The sequence below is a fragment of the Methylobacterium sp. J-077 genome (assembly GCF_022829365.1).
In the GTDB taxonomy this organism is placed as follows: Bacteria; Pseudomonadota; Alphaproteobacteria; order Rhizobiales; family Beijerinckiaceae; genus Methylobacterium.
Genome location: NZ_JAKSYJ010000165.1, coordinates 80,219 through 101,657 on the forward strand (window position 1 = coordinate 80,219; position 21,439 = coordinate 101,657).

Genomic DNA, 21,439 nt, shown 5'->3' on the forward strand with positions numbered 1-21,439 from the left:
CCGACGTGGAAAAGCCCGGCCGTTGCAGGCCGGGCTCTTCCATCGCTCAACGGCGTTCGACGGTCCGGCTTTCAGTAGCCGTAGCCGTAGGTGCCGCAATAGGCCGGATCGTAGCCGTAACCGTAACCGCCGGCGCAGCGATCGTCGTAGCCGTATCCGAAGCCGCTCAGGCCGTAGCCGACACCCAATCCGAGGCCGACGCCGGCTAGGCCATAACCTAGGCCGCGTCCGTAGCCGCCGCCGTAGCCACGCCCGTAATAGCCGCGATTCGCGTATCCGCGACCGGCGAAGCCGCGATTGCCGATCACGCCACGCCCGCCATAGACGCCGCCGCGCTGGAATCCGCCGCCGCCGAAGCCCCGGCCGCCACCGATCCCCGATGCGCCGATACCCGCGCCGCGGAACCCGCCGCCGGCGAGACCGCCGCCGCCGAGGCCGGCACCGCGAAAACCGCCGCCGCCTAAGCCGCCGCCGTGGAAGCCACCACCACCGAAGCCACCGCCATGGAATCCGCCGCCGCCGCCGCCGAAGCCGCGGGCGTCGGCGCTACCGGGAACGAAGGCGAAAGCCGCCAAGAGTGCAGTCGATGCGAGAGCAAAGCGCTTCATCGAAAAGTCCAATCCTTGAGAGGAGTATGACTTTCCAACGTCCCATCGATCCAAGGTATCCACGTTCGATGATGGATGATGGCGTGTCAGTCCGTCGCTGCTTGGCAATTCAGATCCAAAGGCGGCGAAAGCTCGGCCGTATGCGCCGAGGAACGGGCTTTATCGGAACGGCGGCTCGTCGAAGCTGCGCAGCTTGCGCGAATGCAGCCCGTGCCGGTCGGCGCGCAGCGCGTCGAGGGCCGCCAGCCCGACCCGCAGGTGCTCGGACACCGCCCGGTCGTAGAACGCGTTGGCGGCGCCGGGCAGCTTGATCTCGCCGTGGAGCGGCTTGTCGGAGACGCAGAGCAGAGCACCGTAGGGAACGCGCAGGCGAAACCCTTGGGCCGCCACGGTGCCGCTCTCCATGTCCACCGCGATGGCGCGCGACTGGTTGATCCGCCGCCGCTCCTGGCTGAACCGCAATTCCCAGTTGCGGTCGTCGTAGGTGACCACCGTGCCGGTGCGCAGGCGGCGCTTCAGCGCATCGGCCTGCTCGCCGGTCACCAGGGCGGCGGCGCTTTGCAGCGCGACCTGCACCTCGGCGAGCGCCGGCACCGGCACGTCCGGCGGCACCAGCTCGTCCAGGATCCGGTCCCGGCGCAGATAGGCGTGGGCCAGGACGTAGTCGCCGATGGTCTGCGACTGGCGCAGGCCGCCGCAATGGCCGACCATCAGCCAGCAATCCGGGCGCAGCACCGCGAGATGGTCGGTGATCGTCTTCGCGTTCGAAGGCCCGACGCCGATATTGACCAGCGTCGTGCCCTGCAGGGTGCCGTCGGCGCCCCGGGCGACGAGGTGGTAGGCCGGCATCTGGTGGCGGTGCCAGGGCGAGGCGGCGATCACCGCAGCCGGATCGGCCGTGGCGGCCTCTGCCCGGCTCACCGACAGGCCGCCGGGCAGGACCAGACGCTCGAACCCTTCCGCGCCCGAGGCCAGGCGCTCCAGCCCATGGCGGACGAACTGATCGACGTAGCGGTGGTAGTTGGTCAGCAGGATCCAGGGCTGGACCTCGCGCCAGTCGCAGCCGGTGTAGTGGACCAGGCGGCGCAGGGAGTAATCCACCCGCACGGCGTCGAACAGGGCCAGCGGCAGCGGCTCGCCGTCGATCAGCTCGAAGGTGCCGTCGGCGATCTCGTCGCCCACCAGCGACAGGAGCGGGACCGGGAAGTAGGTGGCGAGTTCCGCGCCGTCGACGGCGCGCCCGCCGGCATCGAGCCCCGCCTCAAGCACGTAGGGATAGGGGATCTCCTGGGCGCTCAGGCCGACCTCGATCTGGATGCCGTAATCGTCGATCAGCGGCTGCAATTGCCGGGTGAGGTAGTCGCGGAAGAAGGCCGGATGCGTCACCGTTGTGGCGTAGGTCCCCGCGGCCTGGAGCTTGGCCGTGGCGCGCCGCACCCGCGGCAGCGGTCCGGCGGCGCGGTAGCTGATCCGCAATTCGGGATAGCGGAAGGCGAGGCGCTCGGTGGCGTCCGGCGGCGGGCCGCCCGCGAGGTAGCGCTCCAGCGCCTGCCGCAGGGCGCCGGCCGCGCCGTCGTAGAGCTCGACCAGCCGGTCGACCGCGCTGTCCGCATCCGCGACGGCCTGCATCGGCCGCAATTCCCGCTCGATCATGAATCCTCCCGTCCCGGGCCCGGATCTACACCGCCCCGACCGGGCGCGCGACCCGGGCACCTGACCTGGGCATCTGACCTGGGCGCCTGACCTGGGCGCCTGACCTGGGCTTGCGGCCGGACGGCTCTTGTCCGAGAACCGGCGCGGGATGCGACGGCGCGGAGGTTCCTTGAGCGCGGACGAGTTCGGGATCCGTCCCGGCGAGGAGATGGCGGCCCTGCCGGCCGACTTCGACGCCGGCCTCCACTTTATCGGCCGGCTGCGCACGCCCTGGCAGACGCGCCGGGACTGCCCGAAGAACGGTCTGCAGACCGATGCCATCTGCACCGTCGAACTCGACCCGCCTTACGTGCCCGGCCTGAGCACGATCACGGGCTGCACGCACCTGATCCTGCTCTACTGGATGGACCAGGCGACCCGCGGTCTCGTGGTGCAGCAGCCGCGCCATGCCGACGGGCCGCGCGGCACCTTCGCGCTGCGTTCCCCCGCCCGGCCGAACCCGATCGCCCTCTCGGTGGTCGAGCTGATCGAACGGGCGGGCGACACCCTGCGGGTACGGGGCCTCGATTGCCTCGACGGCACGCCGCTCCTCGACATCAAGCCCTATTATGCCTCGACGGATTCGCGGCCGGAGGCGCGGGTCGACCGCGCCGGCGCCGAGCCGTGACGCGGCGCCTTCTCGCGGGTGTCGTCGGTCTGGCATTGCTGGCTTTGGGAGGCTTTGCCGGCTGGCACCTGCGCAAGCCCGCCGCCGATGCCCGCGCCTACGCGGTGATGCGCGGCATCGCCGTTCAGGTCAGCCTTGACGAGGCGCCCCCGGAGTACGTGTTCTGGGGCGGCGATTCCCAGGTGGAGCTGCAGCCCGGAGGCCAGCGGCCCTGTGGGCTGGACTTCGTCAATGGCGGCTTCAGCGGCGCGACCGCGGCCGCCTATCTCGATCACCTGACAGGCCTGACATTCCACCACAGGCCCATGGTGGCCGCGCTCACGATCGGGACCAACGACATCCTGCTGAAGAACGCGCCGCGCTCGGCCGAGGCGGCCTCGCGATTCGAGGCGAATGCGGAAGCGATCGTCAAGCGGCTGCAGGCCGTGAGCCCGCGCGTCGTCGTCACCGCCCTGCCCCCGGTCGGCCGCGCGGTCGGCCGACTCATCGATGCCGGGGCCGTGGCGGATTATACGCAGCGGCTGCGCACCCTGTGCGGCCGCCTGGGCTGCGCCTTTGCGGACCCGTTCGCGTCACTCCGCGACGGCGAGACCGGCTACGCCAAGCCCGGCGCGCTGCGGGACGGCCTGCATCTCGCAGCCTACCGGCCGGCGATGGCGGCCCTGGAACCGGTTCTGTGCGGCCCGTGATCAATCTGGCGCGAGGCCTCCGGACGCGTGAGCAGGCCTGCCGAAGATATTGCCGCTTCCCCTGCGGCTCCTGTTTGTCCGTATCGCCGATCCTCACCGTCATCACGAGCGAAGCGAAATGACCCAGGGCAGCGCGACAGGGCTGAGGGTGGCGCCACACTGGGTTGCTTCGCTTCGCTCGCAATGACGGGATGATTTCAAAGCGAAGACCTTGGACATCGTCGTCCGCCTGAAACGCATGACTTGGTGATACTATCGAAAATCTCCGACTCCCGGTGAGTGACCCCGCGTGCTCGAAGTCTATCTGACCGGTCTGTCCGTCAGCGGCGGTCTGATCCTGGCGATCGGAGCCCAGAACGCGTTCGTGCTGCGGCAAGGCCTGCGCGGCGAGCACGTCGCCCTCGTCTGCGCCATCTGCGCGGCCTCCGACGCGCTCCTGATCCTGGCGGGCATCACCAGCTTCAGGAGCATCGTGGTCCTTGCCCCCTGGCTCCGGCCGGCGATGCTGTATGCCGGGGCGGCCTTTCTGATCTGGTACGGCGCGCGCAGCCTCCGGTCGGCCTTCGCCGCCACGGGGGCGCTGCAACCCGCGCCCGGATCCGCGGCCGGCCGCGGGCGGACGCTGGCGACGTGCCTCGCGCTGACCTGGCTCAACCCGCACGTCTATCTCGACACGCTTCTGCTGATCGGGTCGATCTCGACGCGCTTCCCGGGCCGGGAATCCGCCTTCGCGGCCGGTGCGATGACGGCCTCGGTGGCGTTCTTCTTCTCACTGGGCTACGGCGCCGCGATCCTCCGGCCCCTGTTCGCCAAGCCGGCCGCGTGGCGCGTGCTGGAGGGCGTGATCGCGCTCACCATGTGGGGCATCGCGGCTGAGCTGCTGCTGAGCGGACGGTAGGGGCGGGCCGCCGTTTTCGTCATGCTCCGATCATGCCCGCTCGAATTGTCGATCCCGCCCTGCTACATGACTATCCAGATGGTCAGGAGCGCGAAATGGATGCTGTCACGCTGGCAGATGCAAAGACCCATCTGAGCGCGTTGGTCGATCGGGTCGAGGCAGGCGATTCGATCGACATCACCCGTCGCGGCAAGCCGGTGGCGCGGCTGACCGCCGTAACGAAGCCGCGCAGGCCGATCGACCTTGCGCGGCTTCAGGCGCTGACGGCAACACTGCCGCCGCAATCCGACAATGCCGCGGATCTCGTGCGGTCGATGCGGGACGGCGACCGCTACTGATGCTCTATCTCGATACGTCGCTGATCGTCGCGGCGCTCTCGAAGGAAGCGACGACGCCGCTGGTCCAGGCTTGGCTCGCGGAGCAGGATCCGGCGCAGCTTCTGATCAGCGATTGGACCATCACGGAAATGTCCTCGGCTATGGCCATCAAGCTGCGGACGAAACAGGTCAGCCTGGAGCAGCGCGCGGCGGCCCTCGCCCTGTTCAACACGATGGTCGCCGAGAGTTTCATCGTCTTGAGCGTGATGGGCAGCCAATTCCGAACCGCTGCGAAATTCGCCGATCAGCATACCCTCGGGCTTCGGGCCGGGGATGCGCTGCACCTCGCCATCGCGTCGGAGCACGGTGCCACGTTGCATACGCTCGACCAACTGTTGGCCGAGGCCGGTCCGGCGCTGGGCGTTCCGACGCGGCTGTTTGCCTGAACCAGCGCGGTCGATGCGGGGGGACCGCGGATGAGGCATTCACGGCTGGTGGTGGCCGGAGTGCTGCCCCCAACGCTGCTCGCCCGTCACTCCCACTCGATCGTACCGGGCGGCTTCGAGGTGATGTCGTAGGTCACCCGGTTGATGCCCTTCACCTCGTTGATGATCCGGGTCGCGACCCGGCCCAGGAAGGCCATGTCGAACGGGTAGAAATCGGCGGTCATGCCGTCCACCGAGGTGACGGCGCGGAGCGCGCAGACGTGGTCGTAGGTGCGGCCGTCGCCCATCACACCCACCGTCTTCACCGGCAGGATCACGGCGAAAGCCTGCCAGATCGTGTCGTAGAGTCCCGCCTGGCGGATCTCGTCGAGATAGATCGCGTCGGCCTTGCGCAGAGCTTCCAGCTTCTCCGGGGTGATCGTGCCCGGGCAGCGGATCGCCAAGCCCGGGCCCGGGAACGGGTGGCGGCCGACGAAGGCATCCGGGAGGCCGAGCTCCCTGCCCAGCACCCGGACCTCGTCCTTGAACAACTCGCGCAGCGGCTCCACGAGCTGCATGTTCATGCGCTCGGGCAGGCCGCCGACATTGTGGTGGCTCTTGATCGTCACCGATGGGCCGCCGGTGAACGACACGCTCTCGATCACGTCCGGATAGAGCGTGCCCTGCGCCAGGAACGCCGCCCCGCCGATTTTTTTGGATTCGGCCTCGAATACGTCGATGAACAGGCGGCCGATCGTCTTCCGCTTGACCTCCGGGTCGCTGACGCCTTCGAGCGCCGAGAGGAACATGCCGCTCGCCTCCACGTGGACGAGCGGAATATTGTAGTGGTCGCGGAACAGGGCCACGACCTGTTCGGCCTCGCCGAGGCGCAGCAGCCCGTGATCGACGAACACGCAGGTGAGCTGATCGCCGATCGCCTCGTGGATCAGCACCGCCGCCACCGCGGAATCGACGCCCCCCGACAGGCCGCAGATCACCCGCTCGGAGCCGACCTGCTCGCGGATCTTCGCGATCGCTTCCTCGCGATAGGCGCCCATGGTCCAGTCGCCGGAGCAGCCGGCGATGTCGCGCACGAAGTTGCGGATCAGCAGGGCGCCGTGGGGGGTGTGGGCCACCTCGGGGTGGAACTGCACCGCGTAGTAGTCGCGGGCCTCGTCCGCCACGGCCGCGAAGGGCGCATTCTTCGAGATCGCCACGGTGGTGAAGCCGTCGGGGAGCTTGGTGACCCGGTCGCCATGGCTCATCCATACCGGGTACTTTTCGCCCTTGTGCCAGACGCCGTTGAACAGCGGGCAATCGGCCAGGATCTCGACCTCGGCCCGGCCGAACTCGGCATGGTGGCCGCCCTCGACCGCACCGCCGAGCTGAGCCGCCATGGTCTGCTGGCCGTAGCAGATGCCGAAGACCGGTACGCCCGATTCGAACACCAGCTGCGGCGCCCGGGGGCTCGCCTCGACGGTCACCGATTCGGGGCCGCCGGAGAGGATCACGCCCTTGGGCTTCTGCTCCTGGAATGCGGCCTCCGCCTTGGTGAAGGGCACGATCTCGCAATAGACCCCTTCTTCGCGCACCCGCCGGGCGATGAGCTGGGTCACCTGGGAGCCGAAATCGACGATCAGGATCTTGTCGTGGTCGGTGTTCATCGCGGGCGATTATCCGAAGGCCGGGGCGCACGCAACGCATGCGCCCGTCTCAGGCTGGGGATCGCCGCGCAAGGCACGCGCCAACCGTGCCCCAGTCAATCGAAGTTGCGGACCTTGGCCGAGCCGCCGAGGCTGATCGCGGGCTTGGCCGGCGCGCCCGCGAGGCTGACCTTCTTCTGGCCGGGAAGGGTCTTGGCGCGCAGCTCCGGCGCGGCTACCGGCACAGGCTTGGCGGGCTTCAGATGCGCCTGGCCGTGGATCACCGATCCGATCTCACCGGCGACCCGGATCAGGTCGTCCCGGTCGCAGGAGCGGGCGACCTTGAGGCCGAGTTTGTGCATGTGGCTCTTGCCATAGAGGTAGGCGGCGAGTTGGGCGCGCTTCAGCGGCGGGATCTGTTCCAGGATCATCGGCAGGTCGAACTCGTCGGCCCGGTAGACCTCGCCCAGAACCTCGAGGCTCACGGGGCAATCGACTTCGGGCTCCGCGCCGCTGGTCGGATGCGATTGCGTCATGGTTGCCTCTCGGGAAGCGATGGATCGGAAGCTGGCCCGGATGCCCCGGAGCCGGGGTCGGTTTCAAGCCCTAACGGTGCCGTCAGGTCCGCAATCCTGGCCTGCGCGGGGGCGGGGTTCACGGACGGGGGCGGCGCAGCCTCCGGTTTCCAGGCCCCGAGGCAGCCGGTGCAGACGGATTCGATCACCGCGCGGGCATGGGCCTGCCTGCGCACCCACAGGGCCTCCCGGGCAACGCGGTCGCCCTCCTGCGTCGGCCGGATGCGGATGAACAGCGGCTCCTCGGCGCGGGCCGCGACCGGGGCGGCGGCCAGCAGGACGAGGAGGGCCACGGCGCGGATTTTCGGGCCCGGACCAGGCTGTGCCGCGCGTATCATGCCGCCTCGTCCCTCCGGCTGAGCCGATCCGGAGATCTCGCGCGTCATGGTAAACCGTCGCTTAACGCGCGGCGAGCGGTTCCGCCGCCGGCGCGGCGGCGTCCGCATCCAGCGAGGCCCGACGCCGATCCTGAGCCCGGCCGAGCCAGAGGCTGTTGAGCAGCCACGCCACCGACAGCGGCACCGCCGCCCCGGCGATGCCGGTGCTGCCGAAGCCGAGCCCCTGGATCCCGGTGAACGACCACGCCCCGACCTGATCGCCGAGGCGGTAGACCACCGTGTCGATGAAGCTCTTGGCCTTGTAGCGATCCTCCCGGGGGACCACGGTGAACAGGACCTCCCGGATCGGGCGGGCGATGGCGAAATTGCCGGCCCGGCGCAGGACCTGGAACGCCACGATCACCCCGATGGTCGGCGAGACCGCCAGCGCGGCAAACCCCAGGATGCTGAAGGCCGGCAGCAGCGCGAGCGTGAACCCGACGCCGAGGCGGTTGACGATCCGCCCCGTGAGCAGCAGCTGCACGCCGAGCGTCAGCACGTTCACCGCCAGGTCGACACTGGCGAAGAACGCGGTCTGGGCGCCCCGGTCCGAAAAGCTGTTCTTGGCGATGCCGGCCTGCTCGAAATACAGGAAGGTCGAAGTCACCGAGAACAGCAGCAGGAACAGCGAGATGTTCAGCAGGTAGGGCGAGGCCAGGGTCCGGGTCACGCCGGCCAGCACGCTGCCGCCGATGGTGCGGTCCTGGCCGTCATTCGCCGTCTCGCCGCTGCCGGGTACCGCATGGAGCCGGGCCGACAGAGCGGCGAGTCCGCGCATGCAGAGCACGGCGGCTTCCAGGAGCGCCACCGCGCAGAGCATCAGCCCCCAGGTCGGCACGTTCTTGGCGAGGAGCGCCGTCGTGGCCGAACCCGCGATGGCGCCCAGCGTCGCGCCGGCCGCGATGAACCCGAACAGGCGCTTGCCCTGCTCGTTCGAGAACACGTCGACGATGGTGGCCCAGAAGATCGAGACCACGAACAGATTGAAGATCGACAGCCAGACGAAGAACACCCGCCCGATCCAGACACCCCATTCCGGCGGCGCAAGGTACAGGGTCAGCGCGAAGGCCAGGATGTTGGCGGCGAAGAACCGGTAGGTGAGCGGCACGAACCGCGCCCGCGGCATGCGCTTCACCAGATAGGCGAAGGGCAGGTTGAGGGCGAGCATGCCGATGAGCGTCGCGGTGAACAGCCAGGGCAGGTTCTCGATGCCCCCGGCCACGCCCATCTGGTCGCGGATCGGGCGCAGCACGTAATAGGCCGCCAGGATCGAGAAGATGTAGGCCCAGGACCAGGCGAGCGCCTGGCCCTCACCGGGGCGGATGTCGATCAGGCGCGCGAGCGGGCCGCGGGGAGTCGAAGCCTCAGCCACGCGCCCCTTACTTCCCGAGCCCGAGCTTCTCGCGCAGCTCGGGCGCGGTCACCTCGTGGCCGAAGCCGGGCGATCCCATGGCGAACTTGTCGGCGTCCTTGAGCGGGCCGACCACGACCGGGTCGAACCCGGCATCGCGGACCAGGCCTTCGGCCACCTTCAGCGCCGCGGGATCGTCGCCGGCGATCGGGATCGCCATCCGGCCACCCGGACGGTCATTGCCGCCATCGGCGCCGGCCTTGGCGAAGACCTTGTAGTTGGCCGCGTTGAACGCCCGGACCAGCTTCGCGCCCGGGAAATACTTGGCCGAAGTCGTCCCGATGCCGTTCGCCTGGACCTCGTCGTAGAGCGCGCCGTCACGCTTCTGCGTGGCATTGCCGGCATCGAGCACGACCTTGCCGGCGAGCGAGGCCGCGAGATCCTTCGAGAGATCGGGATAGGCCTTGTAGGGCACCGCCACGAACACCGCGTCGCCGAACTTGATCGCCTCCTCGGGTGTCCCGGCCTTGGCGTTGGCGCCCAGCTCCGCGATCATCGGCGCCAGGGTCTCGGGATGGCGCGAGGCGAACATCACCTCATGGCCGTCCTTGACCCAGAGGGTTCCGATCGTGCCGCCGATATTGCCGGCCCCGATCACCCCGATCCTGATCTTTTTGGGACTGTCCTGGGCCAGCGCCGGGAGGGCCGCCGCGACGGAAAAGCCGGCGGCGAGGGCGAGCGCAGCGCGCCGCGTGGTGCGATCAGACCGCATCGATGAACGTCTCCATCTGCTTGCGCTGGGCCGGGTCCGGGAGCGGGCCCCGGGCGGCGGCGAGGTTGTCCTCGACATAGGCCACCTTGGCCATGCCGGGGATCGGGCAGGTCACGGCCGGATGGCCGAGCACGTATTTCAAAAAGAACTGCGGCCAGCTGGTGCAGCCGAGATCCTTCGCCACCGGCGGAAGCGCTTTTCCCTGCACGGCCTTGAACAGGCGATCGCGGCCGAAGGGCACGTTGGTCATCAAGGCCACGCCCTTCTCTGCGGCGAGCGGCAGCACGCGCTCGGCCGCGGCCCGGTTGTCGATGGCGTAGTTCACCTGGATGAAGTCGAGGGTCTCGCGCTTCATCACGGCTTCGAGGGCGTCGAGCTGGCCGTCCCGCCAGACCGTGACGCCGACGTAGCGGATCCGCTTGGCCGCCTTCAGGTCGCGCAGCACGGCGAGATTGGCGTCCACGTCGATCAGGTTGTGGACCGCCACGAGATCGAGGCTCTCGACCTTCATCCGCTGCAGCGACCGCTCGAACTCGGCTAGCGTCGCGTCGCGGCCCTGGGTATCGACCTTGCTCGCGAGAAAAATCTTCTGGCGCAGCCCCGGCTCGGCCAGGATCAGGCCGAGCACCTCCTCGGCGGTGCCGTAGCTCGGTGCGGTGTCGATCACCGCGCCGCCGAGCGAGACGAAGCTCTGCACCGCCGCCTTGAGCGGTGCCACCGTCTCGGGATCGGGCTCGACCTCGTAGCGCCGGGAGGTGCCGATCCCGATCGCCGGCAGCATCTCGCCACTGGACGGGATCGGCCGCCTGATCAGCGGCTCGGCCGCCCACGACAGGCGCCCGGCGAGCGGCGCGAGGGCGGTGGCCGCGACGACGGCACGACGGGATACGGGCATGGCCGGCCTCCGGCGGTGTCAGGACACAACTGGAAGATAGGGCGATGCCAGGCCAAAGTGTATTCGTTATTCTCACGCTTGCGCGAGAATCGGGGGTCGCGAGCGAATGCTGGACGTCGTCTCGTGCTGGGTCTCGTCGTGAAAATCCAACGGATGGTCCCCATCCGAACCGTCCGAGATGGGTGGTTTCCAGCCCGTCCGCTTATGGCCGGCAATGCAGGGACGCGGACCTCGTCTACGGTCGCGCCTTTAATTAGTTCGGCAGCAGTCCCGCCTCTTGATAGCTCCTGATCAACGAGTCGAACAGGCTTATGTCCGAACGGCTTCGAGCGATGATCTGAGCTCCCGCGACAGCAGCATAGATGGCACGAGCTCTCGCCTCGCTGTCTTCTGGCTTGACCAGCTTTGAGGCAACCAACTGCTCGCGAAGCCAAGCCGTATTCACGTCGGCGAAGGCCTGAACCTCCTTCAAGACCTGCTCAGGCAACGCGTCATATTCTGCCGCCATGAAGCTGCTGAGGCACATGCGGTTGTTGCGCTCTAAGGATAAGCGGAAGATGCCGGGATAACGCCGCAAAGCTTCCGTCGGGCTTTCAGTCCTGGTCGAAAGAGCCTCGAGATCGCGAGCGATATCCTCCCAATAGCGGCGCGCAACTGCTTCACCGAGGAGGGCCTTGTTGGCAAAGTAGTAGTTGATGCTTGCGGCCTTGATGCCGACGGCCTCCGCAAGGTCGCGGAAATTGATGCCACCGTAGCCATAGGCCATCGCGGCTTCCCGCGCAGCCGCGAGGATCGCCTCCCGCACATCCCTCTTCAACGTCGCTGCCATTCTCAACCTCGACCTGTCATATGGCAGACAGGGGTTGACGGGACAAGATGACGTTCGTAGGTTGATGTCTGTCATATGGCAGACAGGCAGTGTTCCAAGAAGGCGAGATGACGATGTCCGACAAGCTCAAGCTCTTCACCTCTCCCTCGGCCTTCCCGAACCCGCAGCGCCTGCGGATCTTCATGCACGAGAAGGGCATCGCCGAGCATTTCGACGAGACGATCTACGACATGTCACCGGTCGGCGAGCAGCGAGGATGGAAGCACCTGAAGATGAACGCTTGGGGCGAGACACCGACCCTCGCGCTCGCCGATGGCTCTTACCTCAGTGAGACCTCTGCCATCGCCCGCTACCTCGACGACGCGTTCGAAGGCCGCAAGATCATGGGCGGGACGGCGCACGAGCGCGGCCTCGATCAGATGTGGGACAACCGAGTGTGGGTGCACATCCTCTACCCCATCGTGACCGCATTCCATGTGCTGCATCAGGGTCTGGGCCCGAAGCTCGAACTGACCAGCAATCCGGCCTGGGGCGAGCATTCCCGCAAGGTGGCACTGACCCATGCTGGTCTCGTCGACCGGCATCTCGCCGACGGCCGCGAGTGGCTCCTGGGCGGCGAGATGCCGACGTTCTCGGACATCACGTTGGCGACGGCGATCGCGTTCTCGAAGTTCCCGGTCAACGCCACTCCGCTCGACGAGCGCTTCGAACATCTCGATGCATTCTGGCAGCGCTGGCAGACCCGGCCAACCTTTATCGCTGCCTATGCCGACCGGAGCAGCGGCGTACCGGAGATCGACAACCGCACGTGAGCGTCCGGCGGACTGTCCCGCCGGCCGTCCAACCGCAATCCCGCCCGAGGAGATCATCATGCCTTTTGCACGTATCGATCTGATCCAGGGGAAGCCGCCCGAGTACCGCGCTGCCGTGGCGGACATCGTCTATCGGGGCATCGTCGACGTCCTCGAAGCGCCCGATGGCGACCGCTTTGTAGTGGTTGGCGAGCACACACCCAAAAATCTTATATACGATCCACGGTTTCTTGGCTTTAGCCGGTCACCAGATTTCATCTTGATCCAGGTGACCAGCACCGTCGGCAATAAAAAGGACACCAAGTTCGCTTTCTATCGCTTCGTTGCCGACGAGCTGAAATCGAAAATGGGCGTCCGCCCAGACGATATCATGATCAACATGGTCTTTGTCGACAAGGAGGACTGGTCGTTCGGTGACGGTCAGCCGTGGTGACGACGTCTGACATCACCTCGATCTGAAGCCGCAGGACCGCCAACTCATGACCGGCCTGAAGAAGCGCCAACGGCTGTCGTGACGATAGCGACGGGTCCGGAGCGGACCCGGAGCATGGATTCCATCCGTCAGATTTCCTCAACGCAGATCACGGTCTTCGAGCGTAGCATGCGGCGCGGAAAGCGCGGGGTGAGGCTGGCCGTGATCCCGCCGCCGCGATAGCGCGTGCGATCCGACTCCGCCCCGGAACGAAACCTTAGTCCTCCTCGGGCGGATCCTCGAACTCGGCGCCCTCGGTGTCCGGCGCGATCCGGAACCGGTACTCGTCGATCGCCAGGAAGGCCCGATGGACCGTCTGCGGGTCCAGGCCGTCGCGAACCACGATCGTCTGGAAGTCGATGAACAGGCGGGCGATCCGCGCCTCGTCCGACAAGGTCGCCAACGCGGAGGAACTCGCTCCAGCGCGCATCACGTAGCTTTTCGATACGCCGGTTTCGTCGGGCACCGGCAGCACCACGATCTGCCCGGCCGTCTCAGGTCGCAGGGCCGCCCAGCGGGCGGGCGTCCACGCAATGATGGCCTCGATCTGCTTCATCGGCACCTCCGGCGGCTCGGGATGATCCGCCTAGAGCGCTCGCCGCCGAAGTGGATACCGGTTCGGCGCAGGCGAGCGCGTTACATCAAGGACTTAGAGCCGTTCCCCGTCGCAGCGCGTCCGGGAATGGCTCTAAGCATCATTTGCCGGAGGGGTCACCGGGTGGGCGGTGAAAATGTTGCCGGATGCGGGAAATGCGGGGGACCTCGGCCCATTCCCGTGCCGATTGTCGGGCGGCCCTCGCCGTCGCATGCGATTTGTCAGGCTTGGATCAGGCCTATCAGCCCGCGCCGTCCTCGCGACCGTCCCGAAGCGACCGAGTGATCCGCCACATTCGAGGATGGCCGCCGCGCTGGATGGCTTCGCTGCGCCCGCAATGACGGAGGAACGCTGCCGAGCCTGCCGACAACCCGATCTCGCCCATCCTTCGCGGGCGACGCTGCACGCGGCCGCTTCAGGACGAGGCGCAGGCTGGGAACGGCCCGGCAAACCCGCCCCGCGCCGCCCCGAAGCGCCTCATCCCCGATGGTCTCCGAACGCTAGAGCGCTCTCCGCCGAAGTGGACACCGGTTCGGCGTGAGAGAGCGCGGCTAGACAAGGACTTAGAGCCGTTCCCTGTCGCAACGCGATCGGGAACGGCTCTAATGCGCCCGCTCGACCTGCCCGCGGATCTCGCCCTTCGGGTTCGCGGCGGTGTGGAGGTTGAAATAGAGCTTGCCGGCTTCGAGGTCGGCGGCCTTGGCGTCGTCCAGGGTGGCTTCCCCTGAGAACGGGCTGCTGGTCGCGGTCACCGGCACGAGCACGCCGGCATTGACGCCGGGCTGGGCCGGCCCGTGGAAATGCGCCGCCGTGACCGGGCCGGTCAGGCCGCTATAGGTCCCGTTCCAGCTCAGGCGCTTGGTCGCCGGATCGTAGGTCGCCGTCACGGCGCCGGTGCCCTTCGACTCGGTCGCCGGAACTTCGCTGCCGCCGGTGAGCGCCGCTTTGTAGGGGATGCTCTCCCCCGCGGCCTGCGCACCGGATAGACCCAGCGGCATGGTCAGTGCGAGGAGGGCGGCGAAACTCGTGCTGGCAAGGCGTGTCATCGAACGCTCCGCTTCCGTCACGGCCCACCGAGCGGGGCCACGTGTCGCAAGATAGGAGGGCGGCGCCGCGCCGGCCATCGGGTTATCGTCCGATCTGAGACAGATGTCCGCGGTTCGGCGGCGGGGGCGCGATGGCGGTGTTGGACGCGGGCGCTCCGGCGGGGCGGCACGGACAAGAGATCACGGCCCGCGGGATCGTGCTCGGCGCCCTGATCACGGTCGTGTTCATGGCCGCCAACATCTATCTCGGCCTCAAGACCGGGATGACCTTCTCGTCCTCGATCCCGGCGGCGCTGATCGCGATGGGCGCCCTGCGGCTCGTCGGCGGCGCCGGCATCCTCGAGACCAACATCGTCCAGACCCAGGCCTCGGCCGCCGGCACCCTGTGCAACGTCATCCTGGTGCTGCCCGGCCTCGTGCTGATCGGGCATTGGCACGGCTTCCCGTTCTGGGAGACCAGCCTGGTCTGCCTGATCGGCGGCTGGCTGGGGGTGGCGTTCTCGATTCCGCTGCGCCGGGCGCTGGTCTCGGGCAGCGACCTCCCCTACCCCGAGGGCGTCGCCGCCGCCGAAGTGCTGCGCGCCGGCCATGAGGAGACCGGCGAGCGGAGCCTCACGACTTTGCTGATCGCCGCGGCCGGCTCCGGCCTCGTCGCCTTCGCCACCAGCGGCCTGCGGATCCTGGCCGACGGCGTGCTCACCGCCTTCAGCCTCGGCGGCGCGGTGTTCAGCGTCGGCAGCGGCTTCTCCTTGGCGCTGATCGGGGTCGGCTACCTCGTCGGCATCGGGGCGTGCCTCGCCCTGCTCACCGGGGTGGTGATCGCCTGGGGCATCCTGGTCCCGGTGCTGACCGTTCTGGCGCCACAGCCCGACCTGTCGTCCTTGGCAGCGGCACAGGCGGTCTGGTCGGGGCAGGTCCGGCTGGTCGGCGCCGGCATCATCGCGGTCGGCGGGTTCTGGACTGTGGCGACGCTGATCCGGCCGATCGCCCGGAGCATCCGGCTGGCGCTGAAATCGGGCAATCCGACGCACGCCGCCGACCGGCAGGACCGCGACCTGCCGCTGCCCCTGGTCGGTGGCGCGGCTCTGGCCCTGTGCCTGCCCCTGGGGGTGTTGTTTGCCGGCTTCGCGGCCGATCTCGGCGTTGCCGGGCCGATGCTCGCCGCAATCGTGGCGGCCGGCCTGCTGTTCTGCCTGGTGTTCGGCGCGGCCATGGCGGCGGTCTGCGGCTACCTCGCCGGCCTGCTCGGCTCCTCGACCAGCCCGATCTCGGGGATCGGCATCCTCACCGCCATGGTCGGCGCCGCCTTGCTGCCGCTGCTGCTCGGGCCGGCCGACAACCCGGAGGCGCGGCACGTCACCGTCGCTTTGGTGCTGCTCGCGGGCTCGGTGATCATCACCGCCTGCTCGATCGCCAACGACAACCTGCAGGATCTCAAGACCGGCCAGATCGTCGACGCCACGCCCTGGCGCCAGCAGCTGGTCCTGATCGTCGGCGTCGCCGTCGGGTCGCTGGTGATCGTACCGCTGCTGTCGCTGCTCTACGGCGCCTACGGCTTCGTCGGGTCCCTGCCCCGGCCCGGCATGGACCCGGCCTTGGCGCTCACGGTGCCGCAGGCCTCGCTGGTCACCCAGATCGCCGACGGCATCGTGGCCCGCACCCTGCCCTGGCCGATGCTGCTGATCGGTTGCGGCCTTGGGGCCGTGATGGTCGGGCTCGAAGTCGCGCTCAAGCGCCGGGCGTTCAGCTTCCCGGCGCTCACCGTGGGAATCGGCATGTACCTGCCGCTCTCGGTGGAGATGACCATCGGGCTCGGAGGCCTGCTCGGGTTCCTGTGTACCCGCGCCCTGCGCCGCCGCGGCGCCGATCCCGAAACCCTGGAGGCCTCCCGCCGGCGGGGCGTGCTGATCGCCTCCGGTTTTCTGGTCGGCGAGAGCTTCGTCGGAATCGGCCTGACCGCCGTCGACGCGGCTTCCGGACGATCCTCGACCCTAAGCCTGGTCGGGCCGAATTTTGCCGATGCGGCGACCTATCTCGGCGCCGCCGTGTTCGCCTGCGGTTTCTTCGCGGCGTTCCGGTTCATCGGCGGACGCTTCGCGGTCTCTTCGCGGCGAAGGGCCGTCGGCGCTCCCAAATTCCGCGCGTAAAACCGTTGACAGCCCGCGCCCGCCCTCCCTATACCCCGCCCGCTGGTCGCGGTGTCCGGGTGAGGACGCGCGGCTCGGGGCGGGGTAGCTCAGCTGGTTAGAGCAGAGGAATCATAATCCTCGTGTCGGGGGTTCGAGTCCCTCTCCCGCTACCAAAATTACTCAATCATTCCTTGCGGTTAGCCGTTGAGCCCTGGACATGCCGTCCGGGGCTTCTTGGTTCTCGGGCTTCTCTCGGGCTGCGACCCCAGATATTCATCCCGCCGCCCGCGTCCCCGATTTGGGACTTCGGATGGTCATGGACCATCGATTCGGATCATGCTGCAATGGCGAGCGTGACCTGTTTAAGGGCACGCTCGCGGTTTGGGGGTCAGGTGAGTATCGCGCTGGACGGCCGCTCAATCCGGCCACTCGCGCCGGCGTTTACCAAGCTTCGTATCGCGTCTGGATCCGTGGGGGCGGGTTCGATAGGCAATGGTGGTGCACCCCTCGCCCCAGAGCGCGAGGTTCCTACGCACCTCGCAACGGCGGCATCCGCCTCCCGACCGAGAACCCCGCCCATGTGCGCGGGGATGACGGGGCCCGGATACGTCCGCGGCCCATCCGCCTTCGATCGCTCCCAGAACGGGGGCTCCGCCTGGTGAGGCGGTTTCGATCGCGGACAGTCTGGCCTACCCGACCGGGTAGGTCTTCTCCGGCGATGGGACTATTTCAATGGCGGCAGGCTACCAATCCGAGCTCTCCTCCGAGGAATTGGAGGAGGCGACCAGGCTCATGGAATTGAAGGGAAGCTACGGCGCCGTCGGCGACGCCGTGTACGCCGCGCTCACCCCAGAGGACAGGGCGCACCTGGTCGAGGCCATGTGGCACGCATCCAGGAGCATTTACGATGATTGGCGCTGCGCGCTCGGCAACGCGGGCGTCGGCCTGCCGATCCGGGAATACGATGGCAATGACCCGGAAGATGCGCAACGCGAAGAGCCCATCACGGACGAGCATGTCCGAACAATGTGCTCGTTCATAGCGGACGTGAAGGTCGACTATTGGACCGACGAGTCCGACTGGGATTATTTCCTCCGCGGCGCATTCGGACAGAACCGCGACCGGTACCGCCCCCTGTACGATAGCGTTCCCCTCGGGGACGACGGCACCCAGCCCCGGAGGGGCCGGCGCTAGCAAGCCACCTCTCGGGCCCGGCTTCGAGCCCGATCTTCCTCGCCCCCGTGCGCGAGGATGACCCCGTGTCGTTCACGGCCTTCAAGCGATCGAGTTCCCTCGCCCCCGTGCGCGAGGTTTCATACGAAGGCCTGATACGAGGTTTCATCGGAAGGCCCCGGGTCGATGCCGGGGCCTTCCCTCGTTTCAAGCCCTCGCCGCCTCCCGCGCCCGCCGCTCCGTGCCGAGCTTCCTCGCCAGGTCGGCCGGCCTCGATGCCCGCACGAAGCCGCGGCTGACCTGGCTCGACACGGCCGCCAACTCCTGCAGCGCATCGCCGAGCGCGCGGCGCAGGGCGTCCCTCGCGTCGCCGTCCGCCGCCTCCAAGTACGCGCACTCCATCTCGTCCACGGCCTGCTCCATCGATTCGAACATGAGAACAAATAGAGAACAAATTGCCGCTGGAGTCGATCCCCGACGCGTCGTTTCGGCTTGGGTTCAGGGCCGCATGGCGATCACGTGAGACCGCTCAGGGCATCCGCGTCGTCCTCCGGGATGGCGACGGGCACCGGTGCCGAAGGCGGCTTCATGGGCGTCCGGTAGTTGAGATCCTCGACTTGCTTCACCCACGCCTTCTGGTCGGCCATGTGCATGCCGCGGTGGGCTTCCTCGAACGTCGTCCGGGCATCCGCGACGCGCTCGGCCAGCCCGTTCAACGGGGCGAACTCCTTGAACGCGAACCAGGCCTTCGGGATGGCGGCACCCTTCTCGCAAAGGCAGCCGACATGCCAGCGCACCGTGTACGCGACTTCATCGGCGTGCCGGATCCGGGCGGCCTCTCGCTGGGCGGCTCCGCGAGCGCTCCTCTCGCGCACCCCGGCGGCATCGAGCCTGCGCCATTGCCCGTTGCCCATCCGCTCGAACAGGGTGTCGCGCCGGACCATGCGGAACGATCGGGTCCCGTCGACGGCTTGTTCCACCAGGATGCCGAGCCGGATCCCCCAGCCCACCAAGTTGCCGACGGCGTCGTGGAGGAACGCACCCCGCCAGTCGCGGCCATGGCCGAAGAACGTCGGATCAGAAGCCCGGACCGTCTCGTGGACTGGCACGAGGTCGTGGATGGCCACGTCATCCCGGTCACCCCACATCGCCACCAGGCGGGCCTGGATCCTGGCCAGCAGGCGATAGTCGTGCGCCTCACCGTACGTCGGGTTGCAGATCGCGATCTCCAGGGCTGCCTCGGCAGTTAGGCCGTGCAGGTGACGGTAGTCCGGCTTCTCGCGGCGGTTACGGCTTGGCATCGTCCACTTCCTTAGGTGTCGCCCCACGCGATCGCCAGGCCGACGGCGGTCCCCAACGGGATCCCGAACACCGCCCAGATGACGAGGACCTGCAGCGGGCCGTGAGTCATGCCCTCGTCCTCCCAACCCGGCGCCTGTCGTTGCGTGCTTCCCTGTTCACGGCGTGCTCGATCCACAGGGCGAGCGCGTCCCGAATTCGGGACTCCCGCTCGGCCGGGCCGTCCCCGGGATACGCGGCGATGATGCGCTCGACGGTCCGCGTCGCCCCGCGGGCGAGCTCGTCGATCGTGGCCCGCCTCACGAAAGGTCCACCATGTAGCCGAGGTTCACCTGCTCGACGTCATCCCCGCTGATGAAGGTCTTCGATCCGACCGGGCTGAACGTCATGCCGGCCACGATTTCCTCGGCGGTGAGGCTGTCCGGCGGGGTGTACGAGCCAGCGTCTATGGCGGCCTGCACCTGCTGCCTCAAGCACTCCGCCACCCAAGAGGTCGGCTCGATCTGAAAGACGGGGTCGGCCGCGAGCTTCACGTCGTCGAGCGCGACGGACCAGGACCCGTCCTTGGCATCCCCGCAACCGATGACCGTCGCCTGCAGGGTTCGGCAGGTCACCACCCCGCGTAGCGAGGGGAGCGCCACGCGGTTGAGGTGCATGTTGCCCGCGGACAGGGAGAAGGTGCCGTCGCCGTTGGGTGTGAGCCTCGCCTTCGTCATGCTCGCCTCCGTGCCTTGGCCTCGGCAGCCCGGCGCGCCTTGCGGTTGGGGCCGGCCTCCCGGAGCGAGGCCAGCATCGAGACGAACGGGCTCACGCTCCGGTAGGTCACCTCGACCTCGGTCGTGAGCTCGGTGGTCTGCTCGATGCGCTTGGCCATCTCGCGCACGCCCTTGCGTCTCACGGAAATGCCGATGCCGCCGACCGTGACGATCTCCTTCGGCTCCGGCGCCGTCGCGCTGAAGTCCGAGAGGTAGTCGACGGGGACGCGGACGTCGTACCCGTGCTCGTCCGTCAGGGTCGTGGTGACGCCGACGTCCCCGAACCGTGAGGCCATCGTCACCCGGACGCGCTCGCCGTCGCAGTCGGCGAACAGGGTCGGGACCGGGTCGCGCCACATGGGCAGGCCGTGCCGATCCTCGATCGCCTTATCGAAGGCCGCGTCGCCCGTCGGGTACTTCAGCGCGGCCGGGCGGCATTGGTAGTCGAGGAACCGCCGCAGGCACTCGGGTTGGGTCGGGTCGTCGAGGTACTCGTCGCAGTGCTTGGACATGGTCAGGCCTTCACCGGAGCCGTCTTGGACAGGGACGTCGCCGCGCTCATGATGAGCTCGTTGAGGCTGGCAATCTCGGAGTACGAAGGTGGATCGACCAGCCGGGGGATCATGCCGACGATCGTGCGGACGACCGCGTCGAGAGCCCTCTGCGCGTCGACCCGGTGAGGCTTGTCGGATCGGACGAAGCCGGCCATCGAGAGCATCTGCAGGGCCCGGTCAGCATCGTTCTCATACTCGTCGCACGTGACCCGCAGAGTCTCGCGGACGGCATCGAGGTCGGTCATCGCCTGGAGCTCAACCCCGTACTGGCGTTCCGCCTCGGCCTTGCGCGCCTCCGCCTCGGCCCGCTCGGCCTTGAACCGGCGGACCCAGTCCTCGTGGTTGGATATCTCGCTGGGGGTCATCCCCGCGTACTGGCGCGCCAGGCTCCGGACCTTCGACGGCGACATCGCTCAGGCCCCCCTGCCGTAGTCCGAGACCGACGGCGCGCTCGAACAGCCCGAGTGGTCGTTGCCCGTGAGGTGGTCGAGGATCCGGTGGAGGTCGTGGCCGAGGGGGAAGACCTCGTTGGGGCCGACCTTCTCCTTGAGGGCGTCGAGGGCCGCGATCGCGCGGAAGGTCCGGGCCAGCGCGGCCGGGATGTCGGCGGCCCCCGGGACCGGCGTGATGGACTGGGTCGCCTGCAGCACCAGCCGGCGCAGGGCGCTGCGGAAGCGGATGGCGTCGGGGACGCGGGGCTCGTCGTCCCGCAGCGGCACCAGGTGCGGCCGGACGTTGGCCGTCGTCACGAGCTTGTGGTCGCACAGGAGGCGCAGGTCGCCGTGCTCGTAGTCGAGATCCAGCATCCACGCCTTCCCCGTCCGGCGGTTCATGCCGTCGAGCGCTTCCGCCAGGATCTCGCGGATCGCCTCGTCACCCAGGTCCTTGATCTGCATCGTCGTCTC

Annotated in this window: 26 protein-coding genes and 1 tRNA gene; 10 read left to right on the top strand and 17 right to left on the bottom strand. The window is 68.2% G+C overall.

Going from position 1 to position 21,439, the window contains the following annotated elements; translation table 11 throughout:
* Positions 1-71: 71 nt before the first annotated feature.
* The gene (locus MKL11_RS20400; RefSeq protein ID WP_243946836.1) at positions 72-608 is read right to left on the bottom strand and encodes a hypothetical protein; all 537 of its coding nucleotides are present in this window, start codon (positions 606-608) and stop codon (positions 72-74) included.
* Between the two features lie 159 nt (positions 609-767).
* Positions 768-2,261: an AMP nucleosidase gene (locus tag MKL11_RS20405; RefSeq protein WP_243946837.1), complete on the bottom strand. Its 1,494-nt coding sequence runs from the start codon at positions 2,259-2,261 to the stop codon at positions 768-770.
* Between the two features lie 148 nt (positions 2,262-2,409).
* On the opposite strand from MKL11_RS20405, the gene tsaA reads away from it, so the two are divergent.
* From tsaA to MKL11_RS20430, 5 genes are all read left to right on the top strand, one after another.
* A complete protein-coding gene (gene tsaA, locus MKL11_RS20410; RefSeq protein WP_243946838.1) occupies positions 2,410-2,928 on the top strand; it encodes a tRNA (N6-threonylcarbamoyladenosine(37)-N6)-methyltransferase TrmO in 519 nt (172 codons plus the stop codon).
* Entirely contained in the window at positions 2,925-3,617 is a 693-nt protein-coding gene (locus MKL11_RS20415) for an SGNH/GDSL hydrolase family protein (RefSeq protein ID WP_243946839.1), read from the top strand. The genes tsaA and MKL11_RS20415 overlap by 4 nt, the downstream gene beginning before the upstream one ends.
* A 289-nt stretch (positions 3,618-3,906) precedes the next feature.
* Positions 3,907-4,515, top strand: coding sequence for a LysE/ArgO family amino acid transporter (locus MKL11_RS20420; RefSeq protein ID WP_243946840.1), 609 nt, complete (start codon positions 3,907-3,909; stop codon positions 4,513-4,515).
* A gap of 95 nt (positions 4,516-4,610) precedes the next feature.
* Positions 4,611-4,853 carry a type II toxin-antitoxin system Phd/YefM family antitoxin gene (locus tag MKL11_RS20425; protein WP_243946915.1) on the top strand — a complete coding sequence of 81 codons (243 nt, stop codon included), beginning with the start codon at positions 4,611-4,613 and terminating at the stop codon, positions 4,851-4,853.
* Positions 4,853-5,278: a type II toxin-antitoxin system VapC family toxin gene (locus MKL11_RS20430; protein ID WP_243946841.1), complete on the top strand. Its 426-nt coding sequence runs from the start codon at positions 4,853-4,855 to the stop codon at positions 5,276-5,278. Before MKL11_RS20425 ends, MKL11_RS20430 begins: the two co-directional genes overlap by 1 nt.
* An 86-nt stretch (positions 5,279-5,364) precedes the next feature.
* Here the strand turns inward: MKL11_RS20430 and guaA are convergent, their stop codons facing one another.
* From guaA to MKL11_RS20465, 7 genes are all read right to left on the bottom strand, one after another.
* Positions 5,365-6,921, bottom strand: coding sequence for a glutamine-hydrolyzing GMP synthase (guaA, locus tag MKL11_RS20435; RefSeq protein WP_243946842.1), 1,557 nt, complete (start codon positions 6,919-6,921; stop codon positions 5,365-5,367).
* Positions 6,922-7,016: 95 nt separating this feature from the next.
* On the bottom strand, positions 7,017-7,436 hold the full coding sequence (locus tag MKL11_RS20440; protein ID WP_243946844.1) for a hypothetical protein: 420 nt from the start codon (positions 7,434-7,436) through the stop codon (positions 7,017-7,019).
* Positions 7,433-7,768, bottom strand: a complete 336-nt coding sequence (locus tag MKL11_RS20445) for a hypothetical protein (protein WP_243946846.1) — start codon at positions 7,766-7,768, stop codon at positions 7,433-7,435. Before MKL11_RS20445 ends, MKL11_RS20440 begins: the two co-directional genes overlap by 4 nt.
* Positions 7,769-7,874: 106 nt before the next feature.
* On the bottom strand, positions 7,875-9,224 hold the full coding sequence (locus MKL11_RS20450; RefSeq protein WP_243946847.1) for an NTP/NDP exchange transporter: 1,350 nt from the start codon (positions 9,222-9,224) through the stop codon (positions 7,875-7,877).
* A gap of 7 nt (positions 9,225-9,231) precedes the next feature.
* Positions 9,232-9,975: an NADPH-dependent F420 reductase gene (locus MKL11_RS20455; protein WP_243946848.1), complete on the bottom strand. Its 744-nt coding sequence runs from the start codon at positions 9,973-9,975 to the stop codon at positions 9,232-9,234.
* On the bottom strand, positions 9,965-10,870 hold the full coding sequence (locus MKL11_RS20460) for an aldo/keto reductase (protein ID WP_243946849.1): 906 nt from the start codon (positions 10,868-10,870) through the stop codon (positions 9,965-9,967). Before MKL11_RS20460 ends, MKL11_RS20455 begins: the two co-directional genes overlap by 11 nt.
* A gap of 253 nt (positions 10,871-11,123) precedes the next feature.
* The gene (locus MKL11_RS20465; protein ID WP_243946850.1) at positions 11,124-11,699 is read right to left on the bottom strand and encodes a TetR/AcrR family transcriptional regulator; all 576 of its coding nucleotides are present in this window, start codon (positions 11,697-11,699) and stop codon (positions 11,124-11,126) included.
* A 113-nt stretch (positions 11,700-11,812) separates the two neighbouring features.
* Here MKL11_RS20465 and MKL11_RS20470 point away from each other — a divergent pair, with 113 nt between their 5' ends.
* Complete coding sequence (locus MKL11_RS20470) at positions 11,813-12,511, top strand: glutathione S-transferase family protein (protein ID WP_243946851.1); 699 nt, start codon at positions 11,813-11,815, stop codon at positions 12,509-12,511.
* 58 nt (positions 12,512-12,569) lie between these two features.
* Complete coding sequence (locus tag MKL11_RS20475) at positions 12,570-12,944, top strand: tautomerase family protein (RefSeq protein ID WP_243946852.1); 375 nt, start codon at positions 12,570-12,572, stop codon at positions 12,942-12,944.
* Positions 12,945-13,200: 256 nt separating this feature from the next.
* Here the strand turns inward: MKL11_RS20475 and MKL11_RS20480 are convergent, their stop codons facing one another.
* A complete protein-coding gene (locus MKL11_RS20480; RefSeq protein WP_243946853.1) occupies positions 13,201-13,539 on the bottom strand; it encodes a hypothetical protein in 339 nt (112 codons plus the stop codon).
* Positions 13,540-14,180: 641 nt separating this feature from the next.
* Complete coding sequence (locus MKL11_RS20485; RefSeq protein ID WP_243946855.1) at positions 14,181-14,624, bottom strand: CHRD domain-containing protein; 444 nt, start codon at positions 14,622-14,624, stop codon at positions 14,181-14,183.
* A 131-nt stretch (positions 14,625-14,755) separates the two neighbouring features.
* Between MKL11_RS20485 and MKL11_RS20490 the strand changes: the two genes are divergently transcribed.
* The 3 genes from MKL11_RS20490 (at position 14,756) to MKL11_RS20500 (ending at position 17,947) form a co-directional block, all read left to right on the top strand.
* Positions 14,756-16,771: an OPT family oligopeptide transporter gene (locus MKL11_RS20490; protein WP_243946856.1), complete on the top strand. Its 2,016-nt coding sequence runs from the start codon at positions 14,756-14,758 to the stop codon at positions 16,769-16,771.
* 78 nt (positions 16,772-16,849) lie between these two features.
* A tRNA-Met gene (locus MKL11_RS20495) sits at positions 16,850-16,926 on the top strand.
* Between the two features lie 559 nt (positions 16,927-17,485).
* Positions 17,486-17,947, top strand: a complete 462-nt coding sequence (locus MKL11_RS20500) for a hypothetical protein (protein WP_243946857.1) — start codon at positions 17,486-17,488, stop codon at positions 17,945-17,947.
* 186 nt (positions 17,948-18,133) lie between these two features.
* Here MKL11_RS20500 and MKL11_RS20505 read toward each other — a convergent pair whose 3' ends face one another.
* The 6 genes from MKL11_RS20505 to MKL11_RS20530 form a co-directional block, all read right to left on the bottom strand.
* Positions 18,134-18,328 (bottom strand): hypothetical protein, encoded by a 195-nt coding sequence (locus tag MKL11_RS20505; RefSeq protein ID WP_409565884.1) that lies wholly within the window; start codon positions 18,326-18,328, stop codon positions 18,134-18,136.
* A gap of 113 nt (positions 18,329-18,441) precedes the next feature.
* Positions 18,442-19,227, bottom strand: coding sequence for a hypothetical protein (locus tag MKL11_RS20510; RefSeq protein ID WP_243946859.1), 786 nt, complete (start codon positions 19,225-19,227; stop codon positions 18,442-18,444).
* 297 nt (positions 19,228-19,524) lie between these two features.
* Positions 19,525-19,941 (bottom strand): hypothetical protein, encoded by a 417-nt coding sequence (locus tag MKL11_RS20515; RefSeq protein WP_147762416.1) that lies wholly within the window; start codon positions 19,939-19,941, stop codon positions 19,525-19,527.
* Complete coding sequence (locus tag MKL11_RS20520) at positions 19,938-20,492, bottom strand: hypothetical protein (RefSeq protein ID WP_147762417.1); 555 nt, start codon at positions 20,490-20,492, stop codon at positions 19,938-19,940. The genes MKL11_RS20515 and MKL11_RS20520 overlap by 4 nt, the downstream gene beginning before the upstream one ends.
* 2 nt (positions 20,493-20,494) lie before the next feature.
* Positions 20,495-20,944 (bottom strand): hypothetical protein, encoded by a 450-nt coding sequence (locus MKL11_RS20525; RefSeq protein ID WP_243946860.1) that lies wholly within the window; start codon positions 20,942-20,944, stop codon positions 20,495-20,497.
* A gap of 3 nt (positions 20,945-20,947) precedes the next feature.
* Positions 20,948-21,430, bottom strand: a complete 483-nt coding sequence (locus MKL11_RS20530; RefSeq protein ID WP_243946862.1) for a hypothetical protein — start codon at positions 21,428-21,430, stop codon at positions 20,948-20,950.
* Positions 21,431-21,439: the final 9 nt, after the last annotated feature.

Excerpts from the sequence above, each read along its gene's own strand:
- MKL11_RS20430 (WP_243946841.1), top strand. The coding sequence starts at position 4,853 with ATGCTCTATCTCGATACGTCGCTGATCGTCGCGGCGCTCTCGAAGGAA.
- MKL11_RS20515 (WP_147762416.1), bottom strand. The coding sequence starts at position 19,941 with ATGACGAAGGCGAGGCTCACACCCAACGGCGACGGCACCTTCTCCCTG.
- MKL11_RS20475 (WP_243946852.1), top strand. The coding sequence starts at position 12,570 with ATGCCTTTTGCACGTATCGATCTGATCCAGGGGAAGCCGCCCGAGTAC.
- MKL11_RS20505 (WP_409565884.1), bottom strand. The coding sequence starts at position 18,328 with ATGGAGTGCGCGTACTTGGAGGCGGCGGACGGCGACGCGAGGGACGCC.
- MKL11_RS20460 (WP_243946849.1), bottom strand. The coding sequence starts at position 10,870 with ATGCCCGTATCCCGTCGTGCCGTCGTCGCGGCCACCGCCCTCGCGCCG.
- MKL11_RS20525 (WP_243946860.1), bottom strand. The coding sequence starts at position 20,944 with ATGTCGCCGTCGAAGGTCCGGAGCCTGGCGCGCCAGTACGCGGGGATG.
- MKL11_RS20405 (WP_243946837.1), bottom strand. The coding sequence starts at position 2,261 with ATGATCGAGCGGGAATTGCGGCCGATGCAGGCCGTCGCGGATGCGGAC.
- MKL11_RS20485 (WP_243946855.1), bottom strand. The coding sequence starts at position 14,624 with ATGACACGCCTTGCCAGCACGAGTTTCGCCGCCCTCCTCGCACTGACC.
- MKL11_RS20490 (WP_243946856.1), top strand. The coding sequence starts at position 14,756 with ATGGCGGTGTTGGACGCGGGCGCTCCGGCGGGGCGGCACGGACAAGAG.
- MKL11_RS20470 (WP_243946851.1), top strand. The coding sequence starts at position 11,813 with ATGTCCGACAAGCTCAAGCTCTTCACCTCTCCCTCGGCCTTCCCGAAC.
- MKL11_RS20530 (WP_243946862.1), bottom strand. The coding sequence starts at position 21,430 with ATGCAGATCAAGGACCTGGGTGACGAGGCGATCCGCGAGATCCTGGCG.
- MKL11_RS20425 (WP_243946915.1), top strand. The coding sequence starts at position 4,611 with ATGGATGCTGTCACGCTGGCAGATGCAAAGACCCATCTGAGCGCGTTG.
- MKL11_RS20520 (WP_147762417.1), bottom strand. The coding sequence starts at position 20,492 with ATGTCCAAGCACTGCGACGAGTACCTCGACGACCCGACCCAACCCGAG.
- tsaA (WP_243946838.1), top strand. The coding sequence starts at position 2,410 with ATGCGACGGCGCGGAGGTTCCTTGAGCGCGGACGAGTTCGGGATCCGT.
- MKL11_RS20455 (WP_243946848.1), bottom strand. The coding sequence starts at position 9,975 with ATGCGGTCTGATCGCACCACGCGGCGCGCTGCGCTCGCCCTCGCCGCC.
- guaA (WP_243946842.1), bottom strand. The coding sequence starts at position 6,921 with ATGAACACCGACCACGACAAGATCCTGATCGTCGATTTCGGCTCCCAG.
- MKL11_RS20500 (WP_243946857.1), top strand. The coding sequence starts at position 17,486 with ATGGCGGCAGGCTACCAATCCGAGCTCTCCTCCGAGGAATTGGAGGAG.
- MKL11_RS20480 (WP_243946853.1), bottom strand. The coding sequence starts at position 13,539 with ATGAAGCAGATCGAGGCCATCATTGCGTGGACGCCCGCCCGCTGGGCG.
- MKL11_RS20510 (WP_243946859.1), bottom strand. The coding sequence starts at position 19,227 with ATGCCAAGCCGTAACCGCCGCGAGAAGCCGGACTACCGTCACCTGCAC.
- MKL11_RS20400 (WP_243946836.1), bottom strand. The coding sequence starts at position 608 with ATGAAGCGCTTTGCTCTCGCATCGACTGCACTCTTGGCGGCTTTCGCC.
- MKL11_RS20465 (WP_243946850.1), bottom strand. The coding sequence starts at position 11,699 with ATGGCAGCGACGTTGAAGAGGGATGTGCGGGAGGCGATCCTCGCGGCT.
- MKL11_RS20440 (WP_243946844.1), bottom strand. The coding sequence starts at position 7,436 with ATGACGCAATCGCATCCGACCAGCGGCGCGGAGCCCGAAGTCGATTGC.